This window comes from Aliiglaciecola aliphaticivorans (assembly GCF_054782055.1).
In genome coordinates this window covers 50,847-75,233 of record NZ_BAAGTF010000016.1, presented here as the reverse complement: position 1 = coordinate 75,233, position 24,387 = coordinate 50,847, and the positions used below count along the sequence as shown (strand labels likewise).

The window sequence follows — 24,387 nt, the reverse complement described above, 5'->3', positions numbered from 1 at the left end:
CAATCGAACCATCAGCAAAGACCCAGTCATAATCAGATAGTTTGGCTAACTCTTTGAATAACATATTTAATAAACCTTTCTTCGACCACAAATTGAAGCGACGATAAACGGCGCTCCAATCACCAAGTTCTGTTGGTAAGTCGCGCCATGGAATGCCGGTTCTTAGACGGAAGAGTATCCCTTCAAACGTCATTCTATGTTCTGGTTTATTATAAATGCGGCCTGTGCTCTTCATTACTTGAAGTAGCTTTTGCCACCGCTGATCAGTTAGCATTAGTCTCGGCATGGTATTGAGTTGTTAGTTTATTTTTGGCGAAACAAATTATAACTCTTTACCATGCCGCTCAAAAACCAATCACGAAAGATCAACAGGCCCTAGAAGATATAATTCTTTTAGCTATTACCGGATCCGCAACATTAATCTTATTTCCATTTTTTATTTTGAGTTTGCAAAGTGACGATGAGGCGCACATTTTGGTGGACCTTGTTGCGGTTAGTGGAATTTTCATAATATTTCTTGGGGTATGGTTTACCAGTAAAATTAAATTATTTAGCGGACTGTTTGCCATAGTTGCGCAAGTCACCATCATATTAGGCATTCATTTCAAAGGCGTTGGGTTAATTTACTGGGTTTTCCCCATCATCATTGCAAGCTTTTATTTATTACCGACCCTAGTTGCATGCTTATTCAACCTCCTGTTAATCAGTATAATTTGCCTGCTTACATATGAACAATTTGACAGCTTTACCTTACCTCGCATTATCGCTGCGTTTATCGTAACCAATGCTTTTTCGTTAATATTCTCGGTTTTTATGCAGAACAAAAACCGACAATTACTAGCAAAGGACAAAATTAACCAACTGAACAATACTATCTTAGAGTTGATCGTCAAATCGAATAACCTGTCTAAAGTATTGCCTGCCATCACCCAAGGTATTGAGAACGAGATCCCAGAAGCAATGTGTGGCATTTTATTAATCGATGAAAAAGGCAAAACGTTAATATTGGGAGCAGGGCCAAAGCTCCCCGCTTTTTATAATGACGGCATAGATGGTTCACCAATTGGCCTTGGAATGGGGCCTTGCAGTGAAGCGGCTTATACAGGTAAACGAGTGATGGTGTCTGATGTATCATCACAAGCCAATAAGTGGGCAAAATTGGCAATAAAAGCGGGGTTAGCCTCCTGCTGGTCCGAACCAATCATAGGTAATCAAGGAAATCTACTTGGTACTTTGTGCATATATTACCGCAAAGCTACCTCCCTAAAAAATTCAGACTTTAAGCTCATTGAACAATTTGTGAATCTTGCTCGTATCGCAATAGAGCGGCAAAAAACGGATCAAATCATATGGCAACAAGCCCACTATGACAGCTTAACGAATTTACCCAATCGTAATTTATTGCACGAACATTTAGCTTCGTCTATCGCCAATGCCAAACGGGATAACAAACAACTTGCTATCGCTATGTTAGATCTAGATAACTTTAAAAACGTAAACGATACCTTAGGTCATGAAGCCGGAGACACAGTACTGATTGAGTGTGCCAAACGTATAACAAGCTGTATTCGAAATAATGACATTGCCGCTCGCTTAGGTGGAGATGAATTTATTGTGGTGTTTATCGGCACTTCATTACCTAAAGATGTTGAACAGGTTGCTAAAAAACTATCAGAAACTCTAGCTCAACCATACCAGCTCAAAGGACAAGAAGTTTTTTGTACCGCCAGTATCGGAATTGCCTTGTTTCCTAAAGATGCACAGAGTGTTGACGCCCTTTTCAGAAATGCTGATCAAGCTATGTATACCGCTAAAACTCAAGGCCGCAATGCAATTCACTACTTCAATACAGACATGGAAGCAGTTAAAAACTGAGTTGGTACCAATCTTACCACTCCACCAGCCCTAAGCTTTCACGCAATTTTAAAATGTGATCTGGGGCGCCTTCTCGGTCGAAGTTGTCGTGCCAACGCCAGTAGTTAGTGTGGGTGAATAAACGGGGATATCTTTTAGGATACGCGGCTTCTACATCAATATCTAAAATCGGCGAGTCTGGTTGTTCTTCAGACACTAAGTCTTTTGAAATTTGCGGGTTAGCAAAAGCTCTACTCACAGGACCAGAAATTAAATCACCATAGAAAATATTAAAGGGTTTAGAGTAGATATTGGTCCATCTTACTAAACTAAAGACAGCGCCATGATGCAAAAATTTATTATCGGCTGTTTGATAATAATAGTGTTCGTTCTCTTTCACTGGAGGCGATGTTGGGTATTCTCGGTCTAACTTTCTATCCACGAAATCCATCTTATTCTCAAACAGTAGAAAATCTGCATAGGTCAAGGGACTGCCAATAGTGACCAAATCAGATACTAGCCACTGGGAGGTTTCGCCATTTTCACTGTGCGCTTCAGTGTCGAGTTTTAACTGCTTGAATAGTTGACGTTGTAGTTTACGGTATTCCTCCCCTCTAGGTAGATGGTCTATATCTTCCATCGCATGAATCAACTCTAATGCATCACCGGACAGTGGTAAGGATTCACCAGCAGCATTTTTGAATTTGTTCTTACGTGCCCAATATTGGGTTAAAACATCGTAAGCAATAATTGACCCTAAGCTATGACCAACCAGTACAATGCGATCGTACTTTCCAGTTTTAGCAATACTCTCCAGTAATTTAACGCCACCATCTCTAATCTCTTTCCTGACTTTAATATTCGATGGTGTAGCGGTAATGTATCTGGCTACATCACCTAAATAGCTGACGATTTTAGCCACGGCGATGCCCAAGATAAAGAGTAAAACGGGGCTAATATAGTTCTCGTAAATTTTATGCAGACTTGTCCCTCCTTGCTCAGCATCTGCAGGCTCGAAAAAATTGATGGTGATTAAAATGACACCTATGGTAATGATTAAGGCCCACAATAAATAGATCATTGGTTTCAATGCAGAAGGATAATCACTTGGTTTGCGACTTAATACGGAAAACACCCACCCGCGAAGATGTTCGAGTGTGGTTCCAACCGTATGATGGGCCCAGTAATATTCAAAAAAGTCCACTCGCGATGCAGTGCCTTTGTCGGGGTTATTTTTGATAGTCGCGTAATCAGTGGTCAGCCGGCGATGTTCGAACGAACCAGATACTTCACTGGGCTTATTCCAAAATCGAGTATTTTCTAAATTGGTATCTTTCACCCAAACTGACTTTACGAATTCTCTCACCGTTTCCATTGGCCGCTGTTCGCCAATACCATGCACTAACACTACCGCTTGTTTTTTTGTTGTCGACATCAAGATTCCCTCCCTTTTCTAACAACAGTATAAACTTTGAGCAATTTTTCGCTAACTAATATTTAAACTTTACACCAATTTCATTTTTCTAGGTGGCTACAGATACTGATGATAGTCAATAATCGAAGAAAATTGCTTTCAATTTAAGATTAAACAGGTAAATCAGTCATTCCCTTCCTTAGTTACATATTGCAAGCGCTGTGGGATAATACGACTTCGTGCACCCCTGAACCTCATCTAAAATAATTTGATTGATAGTGTACATACCCTTTACCTGTATCAACCTTAGGGATTTGACGCGTTTTGAAAAAGATAACCCATTGATAAACTCCAATTCTCATATTAAAAAAAATATGGCACTGGCGTGGCCACTGGCTTTTAATGCCTTGTTGGTCCAATCCATGCTGATGATCGATACTTTATTAGTTGCACCTTTAGGTGAACTGCCGGTCGCCGCAATGGGAATTGCAACGACTATTGTTGCCTTTGTGTTGGGAATTGAAATCGCCATAGGTAATGGTATTCAACTTCTTGTTGGTCGAGCATTTGGCTCTAAGAGCCAAGCCGAACTAGCTATTGCATATTGGTCAGGACTCATTATCAATCTATCCACCGCATTGGTTTTCATGCTGGTTCTTACTTTTTTTAGTTCACAATTAGTTGGGAGTATTACTGATAATCCCGAACTGGCCAAACTGACCGAATCCTATATTTCAATAACAAAATACATCGTTTTAATCACCGCCTATACACAAGTCTGTACCGCATTTTGTAATGGTATAGGCAATACCAAGGTTCCTCTTAAAGGGTTTTTGATCGAGTTACCTATCAACGCCCTTTTAAGTTACTTCCTAATAAATGGCGTCGCAAGTTATGGAGGAATGGGTCTAGAAGGGGCAGCCTGGGGGAGTTTAGTATCCGTATTTTTAAGAGCAGGATTTCTGTTTTTAGCGCTTAAATTCAATAATAAAGTGGATATTACCTATCCTGCGAATAGACCTTTGTTCAGCGAAATTCGCCCTCAATTTGCAGAGATATACCCAATTGCCGCAAACTTTTTTGTCCTTTTTATCGGCGCTACGGTTTATCAATTATTATTTGCTCAGTTGGATCTATTCGCATTTGTCGCCATTACCCTTATCTTTCCTTGGATACGCGCTGGCACACAGTTTCCAAACGCATGGGCGCAAGCATCCGCAATCAGTATCAGTCAGGCTTTAGGTCAAATAGGCAAACAAGAACTGAACGCTTTCATTTCTAGATGTATAAAAATAGGCATGGTCATTTCAATTTTTATCGCTTTGCTATTTTTAATCCTTAGTCAAAATATCCAATTTATTTATCCGGATATTGAAGTTGAAGTTCACCAGGCGCTCATAGTCATAGCGCCGTTATACGCCATTCTTCCAATTATCAGAGCTTATAATACTGTTAGCGGAAATATTCTTCGTGCCCTGGGAAATAGCAATCTTGTGCTTAAAATTCACTTTATCACTCAATGGGCGATTTCGTTGCCAATATGCGCCCTGTTGATTTTGTACTTTGAGGTTTCAATATTTTGGGCTTTTGCAATGATCCCGTTAGAGGAGCTCCTTAAAGTGATTCCGTTTCATCGTTACAAAGAGTTTTATGTAAAGCGCTTAATTGCTCCATAAAAAAAGCGCCAAAGGCGCTTTTTGATTATGAAATTATTAAGTTTCGCTGCTGTTATTTACCAATAGTAAGGTTTGAAACAACATTTTTTACATCATCAGTATTTTCCGCGATGGTAACCGCTAACTCACGCTCAGCATTTGAATCTAACTCTCCGGTGAGCGTCACGATACCGTCTTCAACTTCTACTTCGATATCAGTACCACTAACTTCTGACTCAAAGAGTAATCGCGTTTTGACGACTGACTCGACTTTAGAGTCTTTTAGTGTCTGCATGATTTGCGCAGTATCAGAGTCATCTGAGTTGTCATTATCTGTGATAACGGTTAGTTGATTATCGACGTCTTCTACGCCATCTAGGGATATCATCAACTCTTCTGCTAATGCTTTATCTACTTCGGTATCGACTTTGCCGGTTAAAACAATAACGCCATCATTTACGTCTGTATTAATATCGAAAGAATCTAGATTGCCATTAAACAATAAAGTGGTTTCAGCTTTACCATCAATCCATGCATCTTTTGCGTTATCTGACCAGTCGTTTTCTGCGTTAGCACTCATTGAAGCAGTTGATAAAGCAGCGGCTATAATTAGTGAACAAGTAGTACGTTTCATATCAGTCTCTCCTTTTTGTTTAGACACTTTTAACAATGCCAATTCAATGCCAACTCGTAACTCACTGTTTTTATTGTAATATATTATTAATAACCTACTATTCCCAACTAATCCTATGTAGATTCGAAATACTGAAATGTAATTTCTACAGCATGAAAAATAACAATAGTTAACCGTTATCAGTTGTTAAACCTGGTGGGTCCCCGGACAAAGTTAACTTTCAATGATAGTTAATAAGCTTATTGGCAAAGGAAATTGAGATGGTTGAAGTTGCAAGATTGGAGACTGAAATCAGGAGCTGATGACAGTCAATATACTGTTATGGATGCATATCGGGGTCAGCCAATCTGTCTAGTGACCGTTTATGACAGTCGAACTGCTAGCTATTCAAACGTCATGATTGAAAAGGTTTGGTTTTAAGCTGGTTTTTAACTTTAAGCGCGCTTTGAATGAAATCCTCAGTATCCTTATCAGTGTATTGAACATGTAGTTTTCCTTGTTCAATAGCCTGTAATTGACGGTGGATAACTAAGTAAATGTCCGATTTATCAGTTATCGAAGCAATCCGGAATAAACTTTCGAGTAGACGAATACTTACCGCCACAGAGCTAACAGAGTATTGTCGAATCTGATCAAACGCAGAATTCGCTAAGCCTTCAAAATCATAGGGATTGCGGGACAATCTTAAAATACCATGTTGATCATAATATTTTCCTGAATGTAAATCCTGCTGTGCGATGTTACAAAGCACCATACATAACTTATCTATGCAGGTAATCGCCGTATAAGGATCGTTAACCCCCGGAGACAAGGCACGCACAGCAATTTCTACCATTTGATGAATAGCGTATTCTGGATCTTGAATCGGTGTTCGATTGCTGCCGATAACACAACATTGATTAATTACCTTAGTTAGGGAGTCCTCAATGGGTTTTAAACTATTCAAAGTCGCCAGCTTTGCATCTTTATTTATTAGGTGTCCCGGACGCCAATGAAATTCAATAAAGAGATCATGTTCGCTGGCAATATCCAGTAATTTATCATTACTCAAAAGCTGCAAATAACCGCTTTGTTCAGCATAGATGGTTAAAGTATATGAAAAATTTCGCCTTGTTTCGGCACTCAAATTAGTGCTCAGTTCACCGCATAATAAGGGTTCGATGGCGTGGTTAATTTCGTCGCAGAGTTCTTTAATGACATTATCTGCTTGAATTGAACGTGAAACGTGGTGAATAAAATAGATAAGAACAATCACACTAAAAAGGGTAGCTAAAAGACACCAGATAATAGCTAAGCCCATTTTGATACCCTGATTGGAGTCCAGGCTCATGGAATAAATCAGTACTACACAGTAGGAAAATATTGATATAAAGGTGCCCAATACGACTTGAGTTCCTCTGTCATCCATAAAATTACGAATTAAACGGGGGCCGAATTGAGAGGAGGCTAACGTTAAGGTCACGATTGTGATGGAAAAAGCGATGCTAGTTACCGTGATCATTGAAGCGCCTATAGTATTAAGTAAAGAAAGTAGCGTGCTTTGTTCTGTTTCATATAAAAAAGGTAACCAATCGAGTTTTCCCCAAGCTTGAGCGTGATCAATCCAAACCATTAACCAAGCAGAAGAAATGGAGGTCACAACCATTAACAGTGGAACAAACCAGAAACTAGTCTTTATGGAGTCAAAAAGCTTATCTAGACTGGCTAGGTTGATCATTCACAGCTCCTTTAAAAGCCAATTCCACTGAATTGGTGAAGGTCAGCCTTTCCTTAAAACAGCAAGGAAGGCTTATAAGTCGATTTATTTTTTAGAATTTTTCTTGGCAAACAGTAGCATGCTAATGACTAGTATAATCATAAATAAGCCAAAAGAAGCTAAGAAGGTGTAAATCGGGCTGCCACCAGAAAGTCCTGTGGATGTTACAAAAAAGCCTACACTAATAACTAATGCGATAATAATTAATTTAATGTCCATAAATCACCTCATCTAAAAATTCAAAAGGGCTCTAAGAGCCCTTTCAGTTTGCTTGATAAGACGTTAATCTTTTAAAAATTAACAGTCTTTATCTTCGGCATTTGCGCCTTCTTTTACATCTTCACAAGCATCTTCAAGAGCATTACCTGCATCGGTAACCATTTCGTCAACACTTTCACCAGCCTCTTCTGCAGGTCCTTGCTCACAAGCTGCGATAGCAAATACTGAACCGGCAATGAATAGTGCTTTAAGAGTAAGTTTAAAATTTGTCATGTGTTTCTCCGTTTAATTAATGTTTTTATAAATTGATTTGAATGGTTTTAATAAAGGTCGCTAAACTTTCGGACCTTTACCGCGTAGTGCATTCGCGATAAGGGAAATCACAAGTAAAACTACGAATACAAAAAATATGATTTTAGCGATACCAGCTGCAGTTCCAGCAATTCCACCAAAACCAAATACAGCTGCGATAATTGCGATAACTAAAAATGTTAGTGCCCAGCTCAACATAATATTCTCCTTTTGTTTGTGTTCGATATTTGTAATGCGCTTTACATGCCAACTTAAAACCAAATTATAACCAATTGAATTTTAACAATAATATTTAGAATGGGAGCATTTAAACGAATTCCGGATAAGGTTTCATTTGCAAAAAGTACACTGGATCTAGAAACTTTTTCACATTTTCTGAGTGATTACTCTGGGTGGGAAAGGACTGAGCTGGTATTTCAGTAATAGGGATAGCTTATATTCGCTTAGGGCTGAAGCTTTTTTCACAACACCCTACACATTTAGCTCTTATTGAAGTTGAGCAAGCTATTTGAAATTAAAGGCTATTATTGACCAGGGTGGATTAGCACCACTAAGGAAAAGTGGTGCTGGTAGTAGAGTAGCTTAACGAATAGTTACCTTGCCAGTATCTGCGCAGCTTGCTTGGCAAAGTAGGTCAAAATACCATTGGCTCCGGCTCGTTTAAATGCCAGCAATGATTCCATAATCACGGCTTCTTCATTTAACCAACCGTTATCAAAGGCCGCTTTATGCATGGCGTATTCACCACTGACTTGATAGGCGAAAGTAGGTACCTGGAAGGTATCTTTACAGCGTCTAACGATATCTAGATAGGGCATGCCAGGCTTGACCATAACCATGTCAGCGCCCTCTTTTAGATCAAGTCCAATTTCGTGAAGAGCTTCATCGGAATTAGCCGGATCCATTTGGTAACTATGCTTATTTCCACCTTTGATATTGCCAGCAGAGCCGACAGCATCACGAAACGGACCATAGTAATTAGACGCATATTTTGCTGAATACGCCATAATACAGGTATTGATATAACCATGCTGTTCCAGTGCCTGGCGAATAATACCAATACGCCCATCCATCATATCCGAAGGAGCCACTATATCTGCACCGGCTTCAGCGTGGGATAAAGCTTGTTTGACTAGTACTTCACAAGTTTCATCATTTAACACATACCCAGACTCATCAAGTAAACCGTCTTGCCCGTGAGACGTAAAAGGATCAAGGGCCACATCAGTTAACACGGCAATATCTGGCGTATTCTGTTTCAGTGCTCTTACCGCTCGCTGTGCTAAACCTTGGGGGTTGAATGCTTCACTGGCACACTCTGTCTTAATATCAAGCGGCGTTACTGGGAAAATCGCTATGGCCGGAATACCGAGGTCGATTAGTTCTTTGGCTTCTTCCACCAGTAAATCTATTGATAAACGCTCAACACCAGGCATAGAAGGCACTGGGACACGTTGCTGTGTTCCATCGACAACAAACATAGGGTAGATGAGATCCTTCACGGATAAGGTATTTTCTGCCATCATCTCACGGGTAAAATCATGTCTGCGCATTCTTCTCATACGATTAGCAGGAAACTTTTGTTCGAACATAAAAACCTGTACCTCTTTAAATTTTAAACTCTTAAACAATATCGCGGGGATGTAAATGAATACTTCTGACCCTGTTTCGACCATCTCGTTTGGCTTGGTATAAGGCCTTGTCGGCACTTTCTAGCAGGCTTTTTTCATCATCTACCCCATTTACAATAGTAGAAGCAACACCTGCACTAATCGTCACTTTCAGTTGTAAATCATCCACCTCAGTGACCGTGTTCTCGATGGACTCTCTCAGCTTTTCCCCTAAGGCTTTAGCGCCATCAAAATCGGTATTGGGTAAAATAAGCGCGAATTCTTCACCACCGTACCGGCAAGCATCGTCAGTGGTACGTTTTAGATTTTGTTTTAGCACTTTGGCGACTTTTTTAATAACTTCATCACCAACAACGTGACCATAAGTATCATTAATATTCTTAAAATGATCGATGTCTAACATAATTAAGGATAAATCTGAGCGTTCACGTCGGCAACGTCGAGCTTCGGCTTGGAATTTTTTATCAAAATGTTGACGATTGCGAATTCCGGTGAGGCTATCTGTGCGTGTTTGCTGCTCTAATTCATTATTTGTTTCAGATAATTCTCGCAACGCTATTTCTAGCTCAAGCGTTCGTTCTTGAACACTGTATTCTAGACTCTCTTGTGCTTCTTCTTTTAACTTGAGCGCCTCTTCTTGGGCTTTTCTTGCCATCTGCTCTTCGAGTAAAGCAAGCTCTTGGTTTTGATATTGCTCGTCACGTTGATTGGTATATGAGATAACTAAGACGAACGCTAACATAAAGGTTTTAATCGCCGCGCCTAGCATAACAAAATATTGTGCTGGAATGTTGATATCGAGTAAATTCGCACTTTCTAATCCAGCTAAAAAACCAGCCACAATTAAAACCGACCACGCGAGCAAATATAAACGGGCGAGTTTAAGACCACGCAGCATCAATAATGACGACACAATAAAAACCAAAATGGATGACAGGCACAAGGCCACAAGAAAGTACATGATATAGTAGTAATAAGGAACAATCAGGCTGGCAAGCAACGAGAGAGTCAACCACCAAACGGCATATTTCAGTACTTTGTCTAGGTTTTGACTATGTTTGTACACATCCAGCAATTGTCGGGTACATACACACGCAAACAAAATGGTGAGGGTGGCAAAAATACCAACGCTGCGACCTTGTAGCCACACCCAATCAGGCCAAATGTATTTGAACCCTACGCCATGCATAGTGGCTAGGGTTAATGCAACAGAGATGACATACAAACTATAACTGAGAAAACTGCGATTTCTGGTGGAAACGTAGAAAAATAAATTGCTCAGGGCCATTGCCACCATAAAACCAAAAAACAATCCTAAAAGCAGGTTTTGCTCGGAGGAATAGATTAAATACTGTTTCTCCTCCCACACGCGCAAAGGCAGCTTTACTGTACCGGTAGTTTCAACTTTAACAATCACTGAAACTCTTTTCTGAGAGTCTGGAATGGGAAAGAGTAATTTTTCACTTTCTATCTGGCGAGATTTAAAGGGATAACTGTCCCCTTCGTGATACTCGGAAATTAATTTGCCATTACTGAAAAACCAAACATCCACTTTGTCGAGCATGACATAATTAACTTCTAATAAGGTAGGATGACTACTTAAATTATTTGGCAAGAAAAACTTAAACCAATAAGGTTTTTTGCTCATGCCATAGGCTAAAACCTCAGATGTTTCTTGGTTCCATTGGGCGTTCTGAAAATTTTGTAACTGCTTTATTGAAAGGGAGTTTGTGGTGTCTTCGAGGTAAAGAGTACCTCTGTTTATCTCTAATAAATAATCGCTGGCCGAGCCAAGCTTTGCAATCGCAAATATACTGATTAAGCCCAGTAGAATAACCAATCCAACATACCAAGTTTTGTGCATCCTCACTTGGTTCTTAATCGTTTTCAAAATTTGCGCCTATTGCAAATAAATCCATAGTATTTTGCCAACAGCTTTGCTGCAAGTCCTGAAGTTCCTGATTGCGTAAATTCGCAATAAATTCGGCAATATGCGGGATATTTGCCGGTTGATTATTACGTGATTTTGCTTTTAACGTTTTTGGAAATAAATAGGGTGAATCAGTTTCAAGTAACATTCTATCTGACGGTAACCTTAACACCGCTTCTCTTAACGATTCTCCGCGCTTGGGATCGCACACCCAACCTGTTATGCCAATATAAAACCCTAATTCTAAATAGGCTTCCATTTGTACAATGCTTCCCGTAAAACAATGCACCACGCCGCCAACTAATCTAGATGAATAGGCTTTTAACAAGCGATGTTGTTCAGTAAAAGCATCGCGTTCATGCAAATAGACTGGCAGTTGTAACTCACAAGCTAACTCTAGCTGCTGCTCAAAAATGCGTAATTGTGTTGCCGGGGGAGAGAAATTACGATTGAAATCCAATCCACATTCACCGATTGCAACAATCTTGTTGTTTGACGCCAATTGGCTTAACTGCTGTATATGGTCAGACGGAGCATCTTTTGCGTTGTGGGGGTGTATTCCCGCGGTGGAAAACAAAGTTTGCGGGAATTGTTGAGCGATGGAGTGAACCTCTATGCTTTGCTGAACATCTGTTCCAATTAAGATGATTCCCGTTACGTCTTTACTAACGGCGTGCTCAACAACGTCTGGCAATGACAAACGCTTGTCAGGTAAATTGATACCAATGTCAAACCAATGTGGCAAACTACTAATCCTTAGTCAGTATAAAATTACCAATAGATTTACTGGAATTTTAGACAGCTTATCAATAGCACCTTTGTTAAAACAATTGCTCAATCCAGTAATCTTGGGTTAGATCCAAGTGAACAAATTTATAAAGGTAAGTTTAAATCTTTGTAGTGATGAAACCCAAGGTGACTTCCTTTATCCAATAGCCACCTTGGTTATCCTAATATTAGTTAATCCGTTTTACTCTAATTCGGCGATTTTGACTGTCTTTTCCTAGATGGTAAGAGCCCAAAGCTCCTCGTTCAATGTAGATAACTTCATTGGCCTTCACTTTAAAGTTAGTAGCTTCTTGTTCTCGCCAAAGATGTCCATTATCCAATTTGAAGATAGCGCGCTTCTTCCCATCTTTGGTGACACTCACTACAGTCGCATAAATTTTGTCATCAGTGTTTTCCGGCAGTTTAGCCTGTCTACCAAATTCAGCATTGCGTTGTGTCTGATTAACATTGTCAGAATTCACGTTTTGCTGTGTTGGCGGCTTGTTAGCAGGTAAAGGAGCGGGTACCTGCATCAAATCCTGTACGCCACCGTAACTATTCAATTGATTAACGATTTTGTCATAACATACGAGACGTTTTAGACTATTTTGCACCTGCCCACAGTTTTTAAGGGCATCACCAATGGTTTCAGCCTGAACAGATACACTGGTTGCATAAACACTGATTGATAGTAATAAGGTGATTAATTTGTTCATGATACTTCCTGGTTATTTTTTTCTTCTTCTTTTTCATCTTCGTCTTCGTCTTCGTCTTCGTCTTCATCATCTGCTTTGGGTGAGTACAAAGCACCAATCATGATGCCAATTTCAAACAGTATCCACATGGGAACCGCTAATAATGATTGAGATATAATATCTGGCGGAGTCAATAACATCCCCACCACAAATACACCCACAATGACGTAAGGCCGCTTTGCTCTCAAAGAAGCAGCGTCAGTAATGCCAACCCAACACATTAAAATAACAGCGATGGGGATTTCAAATGCGAGACCAAAGGCAAAAAACAGTTTTAATACAAAGGTAAGATAACTACTAATATCAGTTGTAAAGGCAACACCGCTAATTTCGATACCTGCAAAAAAGGCAAAAATAACGGGGAAGACCACAAAATAAGCAAACGCAATTCCTGCATAAAAAAGTAGCGTACTGGAAAGTAGTAGAGGTGCAATTAACTTTTTTTCATTGCGATATAAACCTGGCGCGATAAACCCCCAAACCTGATAAAGCACAAAGGGTATTGCAAGAAAGAAAGACAGCACTAAGGTTAATTTGAAGGGTGCAAAAAAAGGTGCGCCAACGTCGGTAGCGATCATTTGAGAATTATTAGGCATAGCGTTTAATAACGGGGTAGCCAGCAAATGATACAAATCTTGAGCGAAAAAAGCCAAAGGCACAAATATCACCAATATACTTAAAACCGCTTTTAACAAGCGACTGCGCAACTCAATTAAATGAGATATAAAACTATTTGGATCAGACATTTAAGATTTATCTTTATCATAAGGCTTGTTGACAGATTCTGCAGATGCTTTTAACTCATCAACGGTTTTTTGCAGATCAGGAGATAGATTTTCTAGACCTTGCCGTTCTGCTTTTTTGAGGTTTTCATGTAACTCGTGGACGCGTAATTGCTCTTCCACTTCCTGTTTAAACCCCGAAGCCATTGAACGCACACTGCGAAATGTTTTAGCCACGCTCCGCATTGCGCCTGGCAATCTTTCAGGACCAAGCACTAACAGAGCGAGAATACCCACAACTAGTATTTCTAAGAATCCAATATCAAACATAAGTTAGTTTTTCTTTTCAACTATTCCGTTTTCTGATGTTGCTTTTCAGCTTCACTTTGCTGCTGCACATTTTGTTCTTTGGACTCAATTTTTTCGTCAGATTTCTTTGCCGATTCTTCTTCGAAGTCTGCATCTTTATCCGATACGGCTTTCTTAAAACCTTTCACTGCGGAGCCTAAATCGCCGCCTAAGGAACGTAACTTTTTGGTACCAAATAAAAGTAAAACGATAACCAAAACAATCAACAATTGCGCCCAACCAATATTACCCATTTGAAAACTCCTATAAATTTAGTAAGGCTATTATACGTAGCTAATTTGAAACGTCACTGGATTTGATACATAGAAAAAAAAAGAGCATGATTTATAGACCCCATTTGGAGCAGTAAGTTTGCCTAATTATAGAATTATTGCATTATTTTTTCTAAGCTTGCATTTTAGCAAAGCCATATCAGCCCAAGAAGAACAAGCTGTGTGGCTAGATTCAATGCACAAAAATATTTCTGAATCAGTTTTGGATACTGCCCAATGGTTTGACAACTTTTTTGCCAATGAAAACCTGCAAGAAGACCAAAAAGCGCTTGGGGAAGTCCGTCTTAGGCTTGGAATTGAACCCCGTTCAAGAAATTTAGAAGAATTTGAAGCCCGATTAAAGGTGAGAGTTAAGCTTCCTAACCTAAAAAATCGTGTCGATCTGATCCTGACTGATTTTGATGAAGACCAAGACGACAAAATAGCTAGCAGTGGAGGCAGTCGAAGTGATCGGGAAGATAGTATTAACTTAGCTTTACGCTATAAAGTTTCACCGGATAGCGGTTTGTCCCATAGAATTGGCTTTGGTCGCAGGTTTCAGTATTACGCAAAATCAAGATACCGAGATGCATTAAGCCTAAGTAATTCTTTGGAGATGCGCTACGACGCTTCCATTTTCTATTATAATCGAGACAAATTCGGTACTTCCCTCAGTCTTACGTTCGACTATGACTATACCAATAGCCTGTTACTTAGATACCACAACCGCTTTGAATATAGAGATAAAAGCAACGACTGGTTGTGGCAACATAGTTGGCAAGGGTTTAAACAAATTAATGATAAAAGTGCTGTCATTTATGGTTATTACATCGAAGGGGTCACTCGCCCTAGCTACCGTCTTGAAGAGCATTTAGTCAGTGTGAAATTGCGCGAACAGACGAAGAGAAATTGGTTATTTTACGAAGTTGAACCTTTTATTTTATGGCACCGTGACGAACATTTTTCAGCTTCCTATGGTTTAGCTTTACGTATAGAAGGTTATTTTGGCGAGCGATGAATGCCATTTCCATAGCATCGTCCATTATTTATACTATCCTAATGTATCAAAACTGACTATTGGACTTTTTGCATCATCTTAGAAGGGGGAATACATGGGACTGCTGGTAGATGGCAAGTGGGTTGATCAATGGTACGATACCAAATCCAGTGGCGGCAAGTTTGAAAGACAAGCGTCACAATTCAGAGAACAAATATCCAGTCAACCAGACGCGAAATTTAAGCCTGAATCAGGTCGTTATCATCTTTACGTGGCACTTGCCTGCCCTTGGGCACATAGAGCCCTCATTTTCAGAAAGTTAAAAGGATTAGAACCTCACATAGAGGTTTCAGTGGTTGCTCCGGACATGTTAGAAAATGGTTGGGAGTTTTCCGAATTTCCCGACGCAACTGGAGATAAACTATTCGCTTTCGATTATATGCATCAGGTATACACTAAGGCACACAAAGATATTACCACTCGCGTGACAATTCCTGTGCTGTGGGATAAGAAAACCGATTCAATAGTGAACAATGAATCTGCAGAAATAATTCGAATTTTCAATTCTCAGTTTAATTCAATTACCAACAACCACACTGATTATTATCCTCAGCCTTTGCGAGCCCAGATTGATGAAATAAATGAACGTATTTACAACACGGTTAATAACGGTGTGTATAAAGCAGGTTTTGCGACTAATCAAATGGCTTACGAAGATGCGGTAATTCCATTATTTGAAACCCTTGACTGGCTGGATGAAAGACTAGGGAAACAACGCTATTTGGTTGGTCAACAAATAACTGAAGCTGATTGGCGGTTATTTACCACCTTAATAAGATTCGATGCTGTTTATGTGGGACATTTTAAATGCAATATCCGCCGCATAGCAGACTATCCGAATTTATCAGGCTATTTGCGAGAACTATATCAATACCCCAAAGTAGCTGAAACTGTCAATTTTGTGCACATCAAGCGACACTACTATTTCAGCCATACCCAATACAACCCCACTCAGGTAATCCCAGCTGGGCCGATAATGGATTTATGGGAACCCCATAATCGTGATGCATTGACATGAACCACTTTAATGGCAAACAAAGTACCCGTTATATTAACGCCTACTTTGCTTGCCACTAAAAAGCCACTGTCAACCTGATAGTAGGATAAAGATAAGCGCTGGGTTAAACCTCAGCGCTAACAACTATAAAGTGACGACAACCCGTCCTCGAACATTGCCCTTGAGCAGTTCCTCAGCGGTGCTAACCACTTCGTTCAGAGTAATATTATTCGCAATATCGTCAAATGAGGTCGGATCCAGCAACTCACCTAAACGTTGCCAAGCTTCAATGCGATCTTCCAAAGGACGCATTACACTATCAATTCCAGCAAGGGTAATACCACGCAGAATAAAAGGCGCTACTGATGCAGGGAAGTCCATACCTTGAGCTAAGCCACAGGCTGCCACTGTACCGCCATATTTAAGACCCGCACAGATATTTGCCAGAGTATGACTTCCAACCGAATCAACGGCCCCCGCCCATTGCTCTTTGCCTAGAGGTCGGCCCGCCTCAGATAGTGTTGCGCGGTCAATGATCTCGCTAGCACCCAGTTTTTTCAAATATTCAGCTTGTTCAGGACGACCCGTTGAGGCGACAACCTGATAACCTAACTTAGCTAAAAGACTTATGGCAAAACTCCCTACTCCACCATTGGCGCCTGTTACTAGTACTGGACCTTTATCTGGTGTTACACCATTTTTTTCAAGGGCAATCACACACAACATCGCCGTATAACCAGCAGTACCAATAGCCATTGCCTGACTTGCAGTAAAAGCATCAGGCAAGGGTATTAGCCATTCACTTTTTAGACGGGCTTTTTGCGCCAATCCACCACAGTGCACTTCACCTACCCCAAAACCATTAAGTAGTACTTTGTCACCTACTTTGAACTTGTCAGTGTCCGAATGCTCAACAACACCCGCCAAATCAATTCCTGGCACCATGGGAAACTTTCTAACAACGGGACTTTTACCAGTGATCGCCAAGCCATCTTTGTAATTCAATGTACTGTGGGTCACCTTAACCGTCACATCGCCTTCTGGCAGAATACTGTCATCCAATTCTTTTAATTCAACCTGATAGCCGTTGTCGTCTTTGTTAATTAATATACCTTGAAACATATTTCCTCCGAATATAGACCAGTCGTCTATAAATAGTTAAAATAAAAACCAAGTTATTATCTTGGTAATCCGTCGATAAACTGTAATAAAAAATTATCAAGGGGCCGAGCGTCTTGAGACAATCTAGCGCGACTCACGGCTCCTTCCCATCCTACCCAAAAAAACTCAGCTAGACGCTGACAGTTGGCCTTTTTAGCAATTAAATTTTGCTGTTGCGCCTCAAGTAAGCAAGCTTCTATTCGCCCTTGCCAATCAATGAAGATATCGAGTAACAGCTGTCGATAACTTTCAGGCAAAACATCCACTTCTTGGCCAAGATTACCCACTAAACAACCACGCTTAAACTGATGTTTGCGCATGCCTGATTTAGCGTCTTCGACAAAATGGCAAATTCGTTGAATAGGGTCGAAATTCGTATTTAACAGGTGGCTGTCTAATTTATTAGCAAAGTAACTTGCATAGTTTTCTATCACTGCACGGCCAAACGCTTCTTTACTGGCAAAGTAATGATAAAAAGAGCCTTTCGGGACCCCCACTTTTTTGAGTATTTTATCAATACCCGAAGCGAAGAACCCTTGCTCGGTCAAAAGCTCTAAACCACTGCGAATGAGTTCAGCTCGTGTATCCTGATTTTCACGGGCCACTTTTGGTGGTCTTCCCCGCCTTGGCGTTTGTAATTTTGAAATGCTCATGGAAGTATAATAGACCGATCGTCTAGTAAAATGCAAATTAAAGCTTAAAATAACGCGAAGGGATACAATAGATGGAAAGATTGATGTGCTCTAATTTGACAGATTTTAGGTATCGTTTTGCCGTCAGGTGCGCAGAAACTACTGTCTTAACCACGCATATAGCCATGCACCTAAACCACTTCCCGCAACCAGTATGCTGGGGATATAACTGGAAACATAAAGGGGAAAAATTCCTGCCAGAATCAATAACGTAGAGCCGGTAAGAACGTAAAATAGGTTTTTCTGTGCCCGACGTTGCTGCAATTGCTGTTGCTCAAAATGTTTCTGTTGTAACGCGGGAAGCTGTTTAACTTGCTTCAAACTATCGTAGATTAAATCAGGGATCTCGGGCAACTTTTCTGACCAGAAGGGCAAGTTCGCATTAATTTTTTTCAGCATCGCCGCTACACCGATCTGTTCTTTCATCCACTGTTCCAAAAATGGCTTAGCGGTTTGCCAAAGATCTAGCTGGGGATAAAGCAATCTCCCTAAACCTTCCACATACAGTAAGGTTTTTTGTAATAGTACCAATTGCGGCTGCACCACCATATTGAAACGTCTGGCAGTATTGAACAGTTGCAACAACACATTGCTAAAAGAAATCTCCGCCAATGGCTTCTGAAAAATGGGTTCACAAACGGTACGAATAGACACTTCAAACGCTTCAATGTCTGTATCTGCAGGTACCCAACCAGAATCCACATGTAATTCGGCGACTTTGCGATAATCGCGATTAAAAAAGGCAATAAAATTTTCGGCTAAATAGCGTTTATCATCTCTGTTTAGAGTCCCTACGATACCAAAATCAATGGCAATGTATTGGGGATTATCGGGATTCATTTTCGAAACAAAAATATTGCCAGGATGCATGTCGGCATGAAAGAAGCTATCACGAAATACTTGGGTAAAGAAAACCTCTACGCCACGCTCGGCAAGCAATCTCATGTTGGTATTTTGCGCTTCTAGTGCTTGGATATTGGAAATGGGAATACCATAAATACGCTCCATAACCATAACATTGGTAGAGCAATAGTCGCTATATATTTCTGGAATGTATAGTGACTCCGCGCCTTCAAAATTACGCTTTAATTGGATCCCATTCGCCGCTTCTCTGGCTAAATCTAACTCTTCGACAATGGTTTTTCGATACTCATCAACCACTTCCACTGGTCTTAGGCGTTTGCCGTCAGGCAATAACTTCTGTACCGCAAATGCCAAGGAATGCATCAATTCAATATCAGCATGAATCGTTCCCGCAATATCCGGACGGATGACTTTTACGATAACTTCTTTTTGGTTACTTTTTAATACTGCACTGTGAACTTGTGCAATGGACGCTGAGGCCAATGGCGAAATTTCAAACTGGGAAAACAGCTCATTCAATTCAGATATATTCAGTGCGCGCTTAATTATATCTACTGCCACATCACTATCGAAAGGTTCGACTTTATCTTGCAAAATGGCTAGTTCATCTGCGATCTCTGCAGGCAATAAATCTCGACGGGTAGACAGCATCTGCCCAAATTTGATAAACACCGGCCCAAGGGTTTGCAGTGCTAAGCGAATTCGCACCCCTAGGGATTTATCAGGATGTTGATTACGCAACCAAAATTGACACGCCCTCCCCAACTTTGCGTACCACGGCAGCCAATGATCGGGAATTAACTCGTCCAAACCATGTTGCAACATCACTTTGTTAATTTTGTATAGGCGAAGGGTACGCATTGATTTAATTGCTCTGCTTATTAGGTGAGAGGGTGGATTGACTCTCCAACCGACTTATCTTTGCTGAAAGTCGATCGGTAGCGCTGCGCAACTCATTTACTTGGTCACAAAAATCAACGACTAAAATTGCGGGAGCGGCAATGCGCTTTTCTTCGATGGCTGCATCCCCTAAGGTAGCAGCTAATCGATTGGCCTGAGTTTTGGCGCTGTGTATAAGCTTTTTGCCGAGCCTAAATGTGTTGTGAGCAAGTAGATCCCCGGTATATTTTGATAGCTGCTCTTCCCAATCAATATCTAATTCAGTGATTAATTGGCTGAATTGTTGGGCAATGGCCACATCACCTTCCAGCACTAACTCACCATTTTGAATTAAACGAGTAATTTGGCTGGTGTCTTTTAGTTTTTGTAACGTGGAAAGAGATAACGCCAAATGACAATCGCTTAGGGGCTCTTCATCAGGCATCACAGTCAACACATCCACTTGATCAGAGAAACTAAACTTTAAAATCCAAGGTAATTCATGAATATCAACGCTAAGTTGTTTATTGCTCAATTTTTGCAACGGCAAAACTGAACTAGCATCCAGTTTCAGTAGTTGATTAATAATACGTTCAATGCCAGATGACACTAATTGAGCGGCTGGCATTAAAATTTAAACCCTCTATGCAGTGCCACTATTCCACCAGTGAGATTATGAAAGGTGGTTTGTTCAAAGCCCACAGATTCCATCATGGCTTTTAAGGTTTCTTGATCTGGGTGCATCCTGATGGACTCAGCCAAGTACTGATAACTTTCACTATCATTAGCCACTAATTTCCCCATTTTGGGCAGTAAATGGAAAGAATATAAATCGTAGGCTTTGCTTAACATCTCACTTTGCGGTTTTGAAAACTCTAGCACCAATAGGCGGCCACCGGGCTTTAATACACGATACATTGAAGCTAAAGCTTTGTCTTTATCGGTTACATTACGCAGTCCAAAAGCAATGGTAATGACGTCAAAATAGTTGTCGGGAAAGGGCAACATTTCAGCGTTAGCTTGAACATACTCCAAATTGCCAACCACGCCTTTATTGCGCAGTTTATCGCGCCCAACTTTTAACATCGCGTTATTGATATCGGCTAATACGACTTGACCTTTTTCACCCACAATTTTAGAAAACTTTGCTGCTAAATCACCGGTTCCACCCGCTAGGTCTAAGACTTTATGCCCAGCCCTTACGCCACTGCAATCTATGGTGAAGCGTTTCCATAAGCGATGAATACCCATGGACATCATGTCATTCATAATGTCATATTTGGCTGCTACAGAATGAAATACATCTGCCACCATGGAGGCTTTTTCGGTCTTATCAACTTGTTTAAAACCGAAATGAGTTTGAGAGTCGTCTTCTCCCGTGCCAGTTGGTTCCTGCGGTATAGGAGGTATGTTTGAATAATCCGCGTCCTTGGTTTTATGTTCAGACTGGGGGACTTGACTGTTGCTCATGGTATTTCCTTTTAAACTAATCTCGTCAGTTTACCGAAAATCTTCAAACATGACTATTAAAGCTGATACTAGAGTTAGTATTCAACTTGAACATGATTATCACCCACACTGTAAGAAATTATTTGGCTAATTTCCTGCAGTGAAAGATTACTTTGCTGATGAAAATCATTAAATGCTTGTTGAATCGCCGTCAAACTGCGTTTAGATGAAGCGGAACCGTTGATAAGGTTGCGTTGACTGAAATAAGCCACGACATCCTGGCTCAAAATAAAAGTGTCCTTGCCAACAGCGCGCAAAGCGTAGGGCCCCGTATTTCCACCTAAACGCGCACCATGCTTTTTGAGGTAAGCCCACAAGCCAATGATATCGTGACTGGGCCATTGAGCAACAAAGTTAGCAAAGCTACCTTTGTCCTGCTGCACGGCTTGGATCATTAATGCATTTTCGCGGATCGTTTTTACTTTGTTGTAATTGCGAATAATGCTCGGATCCTGTGCTTTTTTTTCAAGCATTTCATCTGGCATTAAAATCACTTTATCGATCTCAAAATTGAAAAATGCTTGTTCAAAATTAGGCCATTTATTGCGCACTACTCGCCACACAAATCCCGACTGAAAAACCTTTTTACTGAATTCGGCTAAGAAACGATCATCACCAATCTGTTGGATTTTTTTAGGCGGTAGAGGCTTTGACAACAATAAGCCTAAGTTTTTAGGACCACCTTTACGCTCACAGGCGCGTTGGTAAAGGTGGTCAAAGGTTTCTAAAGTCGGCAAAAGATATTGACCCTATTTGTAGATGTTTAAGCCGCAATGCCCGAATGGCGTAATAATGCGTCAACTTCAGGCTCTCGTCCGCGAAACGCGACAAATAACGCCATAGGCTCTTTACTTCCGCCCATTTCCAATACGTTATGCAAAAAGTCTGAGCCCACTTGGGGATTAAAAATACCTTCTTCTTCAAAGCGACTAAAAGCATCTGAACTCAATACTTCAGCCCACTTATAACTGTAATAACCTGCCGCGTAGCCACCAGCGAAAATATGCCCGAAACTATTTTGAAAACGATTAAATTCAGGCGCTTTGAGGACCGACACTTTTTCCCGTACTTTTTCAATAAAGCTTTGCACATTAACTGGGTTTTGCTGTTGGTATTGCTCATGTAAGCTGAAATCAAACAAGCTGAATTCCAACTGACGCATCATTTGCATCGCAGATTGGAAATTACGGGCTGCTAACATTTTATCTAGCAAATCTTTTGGTAGTGCTTCACCCGTTTCGAAATGCCCTGAGATAAACGCTAGCGCCTCAGGTTGCCAGCACCAATTTTCTAAAAATTGACTAGGTAATTCCACGGCATCCCAAGGTACTCCATTGATCCCGGAAACACCCGCCACATCAACCTTAGTTAACATGTGGTGAATACCATGGCCAAATTCATGGAACAAGGTTATCACTTCATCATGGGTAAATAGTGCGGGTTTGTTTCCCACTGGCCCGTTAAAATTACAGGTAAGATAGGCCACCGGATATTGTAATTGACCATCCACTCGGGTTCTACGAACCTGGCACTCATCCATCCATGCGCCGCCACGCTTGCGAGGTCTGGCATAAAGATCTAAATAAAAGCTTCCGCGCAATTCACCGTCGCTATCAACAATATCGTAGAATTTTACGTCTTTATGCCATACATCGACGTTTTCACGCTGCACAATGTCCACTTTGTATAAACGTTTGACGACTTCAAAGAGGCCAGAAACCACTTGTTTTTCAGGAAAGTAAGGACGCAATTGTTCATCGGAAATAGAATATTGCTGCTGCTTTAGTTTTTCACTGTAATAGGCAAGATCCCATGCTTGCAGGTCTGTAACTTGGAAGTGTTTTTTTGCGAATTCAGTGACATCTTGCAAATCTTTTTGGGCTTGAGGTTTCGAGCGTTTGGCTAAATCTTCTAAAAATCCTGTTACCTGCTGGGTAGATTCCGCCATTTTCGTTGCTAATGATCGTTCTGCATAGTTCTCAAAGCCCATAAGTTGCGCCAATTCATGACGCAACGCTAAGGTTTCTTCAATTATTTTCGTATTGTCGAATTCGCCCCCATTAGGGCCTAGTTCTGAGGCTCGGGTAGTGTATGCGCGATACATTTCTTCACGCAACGCACGGCTATCTGCATAGGTCATTACAGGTAAATAGCTTGGAATATCTAGGGTAAATAACCAGCCTTCTAGCTCTTTGCTTTCAGCCAATTGTTTCGCGGCTTCTAACGCTGAGTCGGGTAATCCAGCCAACTCTGCTTTATCAGTAATATGTTTTTGCCATGCCAAAGTCGCATCCATGACATTATTACTAAAGGTCGAAGATAAATCTGAAAGTCGGCTTTTAATCTCACCGTATCGTTGTTTTTTACTGTCTTCCAGGGCAACCCCAGACAGTGTGAAATCACGGATACCATTGTCGATCACTTTTTGCTGGGCAACCGTTAAGCTAGCAAATTCCGCTGAATTTTTAATCTGCATATAAGCGTCATAAAGACCTTTATGCTGGCCAACCCAAGTTCCATAAGAAGACAATAAAGGTAAACAAGCATCATGGGCTTCACGTAATTCATCATTACTCACTACAGAGTTCATATGTGACACTGGTGACCAAAGTTTCCCTAAAAGATCATCTATTTCGTCAATTGGTTGAATAACATTTTGCCAACTCACGGTCTCTTGCTCTAATACCCGATTAATGGTGTTTTTACAGTTGCTAATGGCCTCTTCTATTGAGTCTTTAATTTCAGCAATGTTAATTTGGCTAAATTGTGGCAAAGACTTGATATCTGATTGAGAATGTTGAGAGGCAATTTGATTCATAACTGTATCCAATAATATTTTAAGGGTTGGAACTTAGTAGGTGAGGCCTTATTAAGGTAATTACAAGAGATAAACAAAGATTTTTATTCCCTTCATGAACTTTTTGTTTGAAATTTGAATCTGCAGGCTTTGTACTTTTT

The 24,387-nt window shown here is 40.5% G+C and carries 25 protein-coding genes; 4 read left to right on the top strand and 21 right to left on the bottom strand.

What is annotated here, in order from left to right; translation table 11 throughout:
* A partial coding sequence (locus tag ACYVIL_RS09100; RefSeq protein WP_460312264.1) for a transposase occupies positions 1 to 286 on the bottom strand: 286 nt, incomplete at its 3' end.
* Positions 287 to 309: 23 nt separating this feature from the next.
* On the opposite strand from ACYVIL_RS09100, the gene ACYVIL_RS09095 reads away from it, so the two are divergent.
* Positions 310 to 1,875, top strand: coding sequence for a GAF domain-containing protein (locus ACYVIL_RS09095; RefSeq protein ID WP_460312263.1), 1,566 nt, complete (start codon positions 310 to 312; stop codon positions 1,873 to 1,875).
* Positions 1,876 to 1,888: 13 nt separating this feature from the next.
* On the opposite strand, the gene ACYVIL_RS09090 is transcribed toward ACYVIL_RS09095, so the two are convergent.
* Entirely contained in the window at positions 1,889 to 3,289 is a 1,401-nt protein-coding gene (locus tag ACYVIL_RS09090) for a hypothetical protein (protein ID WP_460312262.1), read from the bottom strand.
* 320 nt (positions 3,290 to 3,609) lie between these two features.
* On the opposite strand from ACYVIL_RS09090, the gene ACYVIL_RS09085 reads away from it, so the two are divergent.
* Positions 3,610 to 4,944, top strand: coding sequence for an MATE family efflux transporter (locus ACYVIL_RS09085; RefSeq protein ID WP_460312261.1), 1,335 nt, complete (start codon positions 3,610 to 3,612; stop codon positions 4,942 to 4,944).
* 52 nt (positions 4,945 to 4,996) lie between these two features.
* Here ACYVIL_RS09085 and ACYVIL_RS09080 read toward each other — a convergent pair whose 3' ends face one another.
* From ACYVIL_RS09080 to tatA, 12 genes are all read right to left on the bottom strand, one after another.
* Entirely contained in the window at positions 4,997 to 5,557 is a 561-nt protein-coding gene (locus ACYVIL_RS09080) for a BON domain-containing protein (protein ID WP_460312260.1), read from the bottom strand.
* A gap of 394 nt (positions 5,558 to 5,951) precedes the next feature.
* Complete coding sequence (locus tag ACYVIL_RS09075) at positions 5,952 to 7,274, bottom strand: DUF2254 domain-containing protein (RefSeq protein ID WP_460312259.1); 1,323 nt, start codon at positions 7,272 to 7,274, stop codon at positions 5,952 to 5,954.
* Positions 7,275 to 7,358: 84 nt separating this feature from the next.
* Entirely contained in the window at positions 7,359 to 7,532 is a 174-nt protein-coding gene (locus ACYVIL_RS09070; RefSeq protein ID WP_303471524.1) for a hypothetical protein, read from the bottom strand.
* A 78-nt stretch (positions 7,533 to 7,610) separates the two neighbouring features.
* The gene (locus tag ACYVIL_RS09065) at positions 7,611 to 7,805 is read right to left on the bottom strand and encodes a hypothetical protein (protein WP_303471527.1); all 195 of its coding nucleotides are present in this window, start codon (positions 7,803 to 7,805) and stop codon (positions 7,611 to 7,613) included.
* A gap of 60 nt (positions 7,806 to 7,865) precedes the next feature.
* On the bottom strand, positions 7,866 to 8,042 hold the full coding sequence (locus ACYVIL_RS09060; protein ID WP_303471529.1) for a DUF1328 domain-containing protein: 177 nt from the start codon (positions 8,040 to 8,042) through the stop codon (positions 7,866 to 7,868).
* A gap of 395 nt (positions 8,043 to 8,437) precedes the next feature.
* Positions 8,438 to 9,436 carry a porphobilinogen synthase gene (hemB, locus tag ACYVIL_RS09055; RefSeq protein ID WP_460312258.1) on the bottom strand — a complete coding sequence of 333 codons (999 nt, stop codon included), beginning with the start codon at positions 9,434 to 9,436 and terminating at the stop codon, positions 8,438 to 8,440.
* Between the two features lie 31 nt (positions 9,437 to 9,467).
* Positions 9,468 to 11,366, bottom strand: a complete 1,899-nt coding sequence (locus ACYVIL_RS09050; RefSeq protein ID WP_460312257.1) for a sensor domain-containing diguanylate cyclase — start codon at positions 11,364 to 11,366, stop codon at positions 9,468 to 9,470.
* Positions 11,353 to 12,150 (bottom strand): TatD family hydrolase, encoded by a 798-nt coding sequence (locus ACYVIL_RS09045; RefSeq protein ID WP_460312256.1) that lies wholly within the window; start codon positions 12,148 to 12,150, stop codon positions 11,353 to 11,355. The genes ACYVIL_RS09050 and ACYVIL_RS09045 overlap by 14 nt, the downstream gene beginning before the upstream one ends.
* A gap of 211 nt (positions 12,151 to 12,361) precedes the next feature.
* Entirely contained in the window at positions 12,362 to 12,889 is a 528-nt protein-coding gene (locus ACYVIL_RS09040) for a hypothetical protein (RefSeq protein ID WP_303471538.1), read from the bottom strand.
* Positions 12,886 to 13,674, bottom strand: a complete 789-nt coding sequence (gene tatC / locus ACYVIL_RS09035) for a twin-arginine translocase subunit TatC (protein ID WP_460312255.1) — start codon at positions 13,672 to 13,674, stop codon at positions 12,886 to 12,888. Before tatC ends, ACYVIL_RS09040 begins: the two co-directional genes overlap by 4 nt.
* The gene (tatB, locus tag ACYVIL_RS09030) at positions 13,675 to 13,980 is read right to left on the bottom strand and encodes a Sec-independent protein translocase protein TatB (RefSeq protein ID WP_303471541.1); all 306 of its coding nucleotides are present in this window, start codon (positions 13,978 to 13,980) and stop codon (positions 13,675 to 13,677) included.
* A 20-nt stretch (positions 13,981 to 14,000) separates the two neighbouring features.
* Complete coding sequence (gene tatA, locus ACYVIL_RS09025) at positions 14,001 to 14,252, bottom strand: twin-arginine translocase TatA/TatE family subunit (RefSeq protein WP_303471543.1); 252 nt, start codon at positions 14,250 to 14,252, stop codon at positions 14,001 to 14,003.
* Positions 14,253 to 14,370: 118 nt separating this feature from the next.
* Between tatA and ACYVIL_RS09020 the strand changes: the two genes are divergently transcribed.
* The gene (locus ACYVIL_RS09020) at positions 14,371 to 15,288 is read left to right on the top strand and encodes a hypothetical protein (RefSeq protein WP_303471545.1); all 918 of its coding nucleotides are present in this window, start codon (positions 14,371 to 14,373) and stop codon (positions 15,286 to 15,288) included.
* 94 nt (positions 15,289 to 15,382) lie between these two features.
* Positions 15,383 to 16,345, top strand: a complete 963-nt coding sequence (locus ACYVIL_RS09015; RefSeq protein WP_460312254.1) for a glutathione S-transferase family protein — start codon at positions 15,383 to 15,385, stop codon at positions 16,343 to 16,345.
* Between the two features lie 123 nt (positions 16,346 to 16,468).
* On the opposite strand, the gene acuI is transcribed toward ACYVIL_RS09015, so the two are convergent.
* From acuI to prlC, 7 genes are all read right to left on the bottom strand, one after another.
* Complete coding sequence (gene acuI, locus ACYVIL_RS09010; RefSeq protein ID WP_460312253.1) at positions 16,469 to 17,446, bottom strand: acrylyl-CoA reductase (NADPH); 978 nt, start codon at positions 17,444 to 17,446, stop codon at positions 16,469 to 16,471.
* 56 nt (positions 17,447 to 17,502) lie between these two features.
* Complete coding sequence (gene acuR / locus ACYVIL_RS09005) at positions 17,503 to 18,138, bottom strand: acrylate utilization transcriptional regulator AcuR (RefSeq protein WP_303471549.1); 636 nt, start codon at positions 18,136 to 18,138, stop codon at positions 17,503 to 17,505.
* Positions 18,139 to 18,276: 138 nt separating this feature from the next.
* Positions 18,277 to 19,902: a ubiquinone biosynthesis regulatory protein kinase UbiB gene (gene ubiB, locus ACYVIL_RS09000; protein WP_460312252.1), complete on the bottom strand. Its 1,626-nt coding sequence runs from the start codon at positions 19,900 to 19,902 to the stop codon at positions 18,277 to 18,279.
* A gap of 4 nt (positions 19,903 to 19,906) precedes the next feature.
* The gene (locus ACYVIL_RS08995) at positions 19,907 to 20,548 is read right to left on the bottom strand and encodes a ubiquinone biosynthesis accessory factor UbiJ (protein ID WP_460312251.1); all 642 of its coding nucleotides are present in this window, start codon (positions 20,546 to 20,548) and stop codon (positions 19,907 to 19,909) included.
* Positions 20,548 to 21,390: a bifunctional demethylmenaquinone methyltransferase/2-methoxy-6-polyprenyl-1,4-benzoquinol methylase UbiE gene (gene ubiE / locus ACYVIL_RS08990; protein ID WP_460312250.1), complete on the bottom strand. Its 843-nt coding sequence runs from the start codon at positions 21,388 to 21,390 to the stop codon at positions 20,548 to 20,550. The genes ACYVIL_RS08995 and ubiE overlap by 1 nt, the downstream gene beginning before the upstream one ends.
* 74 nt (positions 21,391 to 21,464) lie before the next feature.
* Positions 21,465 to 22,166 carry a DNA-3-methyladenine glycosylase I gene (locus ACYVIL_RS08985; protein ID WP_460312249.1) on the bottom strand — a complete coding sequence of 234 codons (702 nt, stop codon included), beginning with the start codon at positions 22,164 to 22,166 and terminating at the stop codon, positions 21,465 to 21,467.
* 26 nt (positions 22,167 to 22,192) lie between these two features.
* Positions 22,193 to 24,247, bottom strand: a complete 2,055-nt coding sequence (prlC, locus tag ACYVIL_RS08980; RefSeq protein ID WP_460312248.1) for an oligopeptidase A — start codon at positions 24,245 to 24,247, stop codon at positions 22,193 to 22,195.
* Positions 24,248 to 24,387 lie beyond the last annotated feature (140 nt).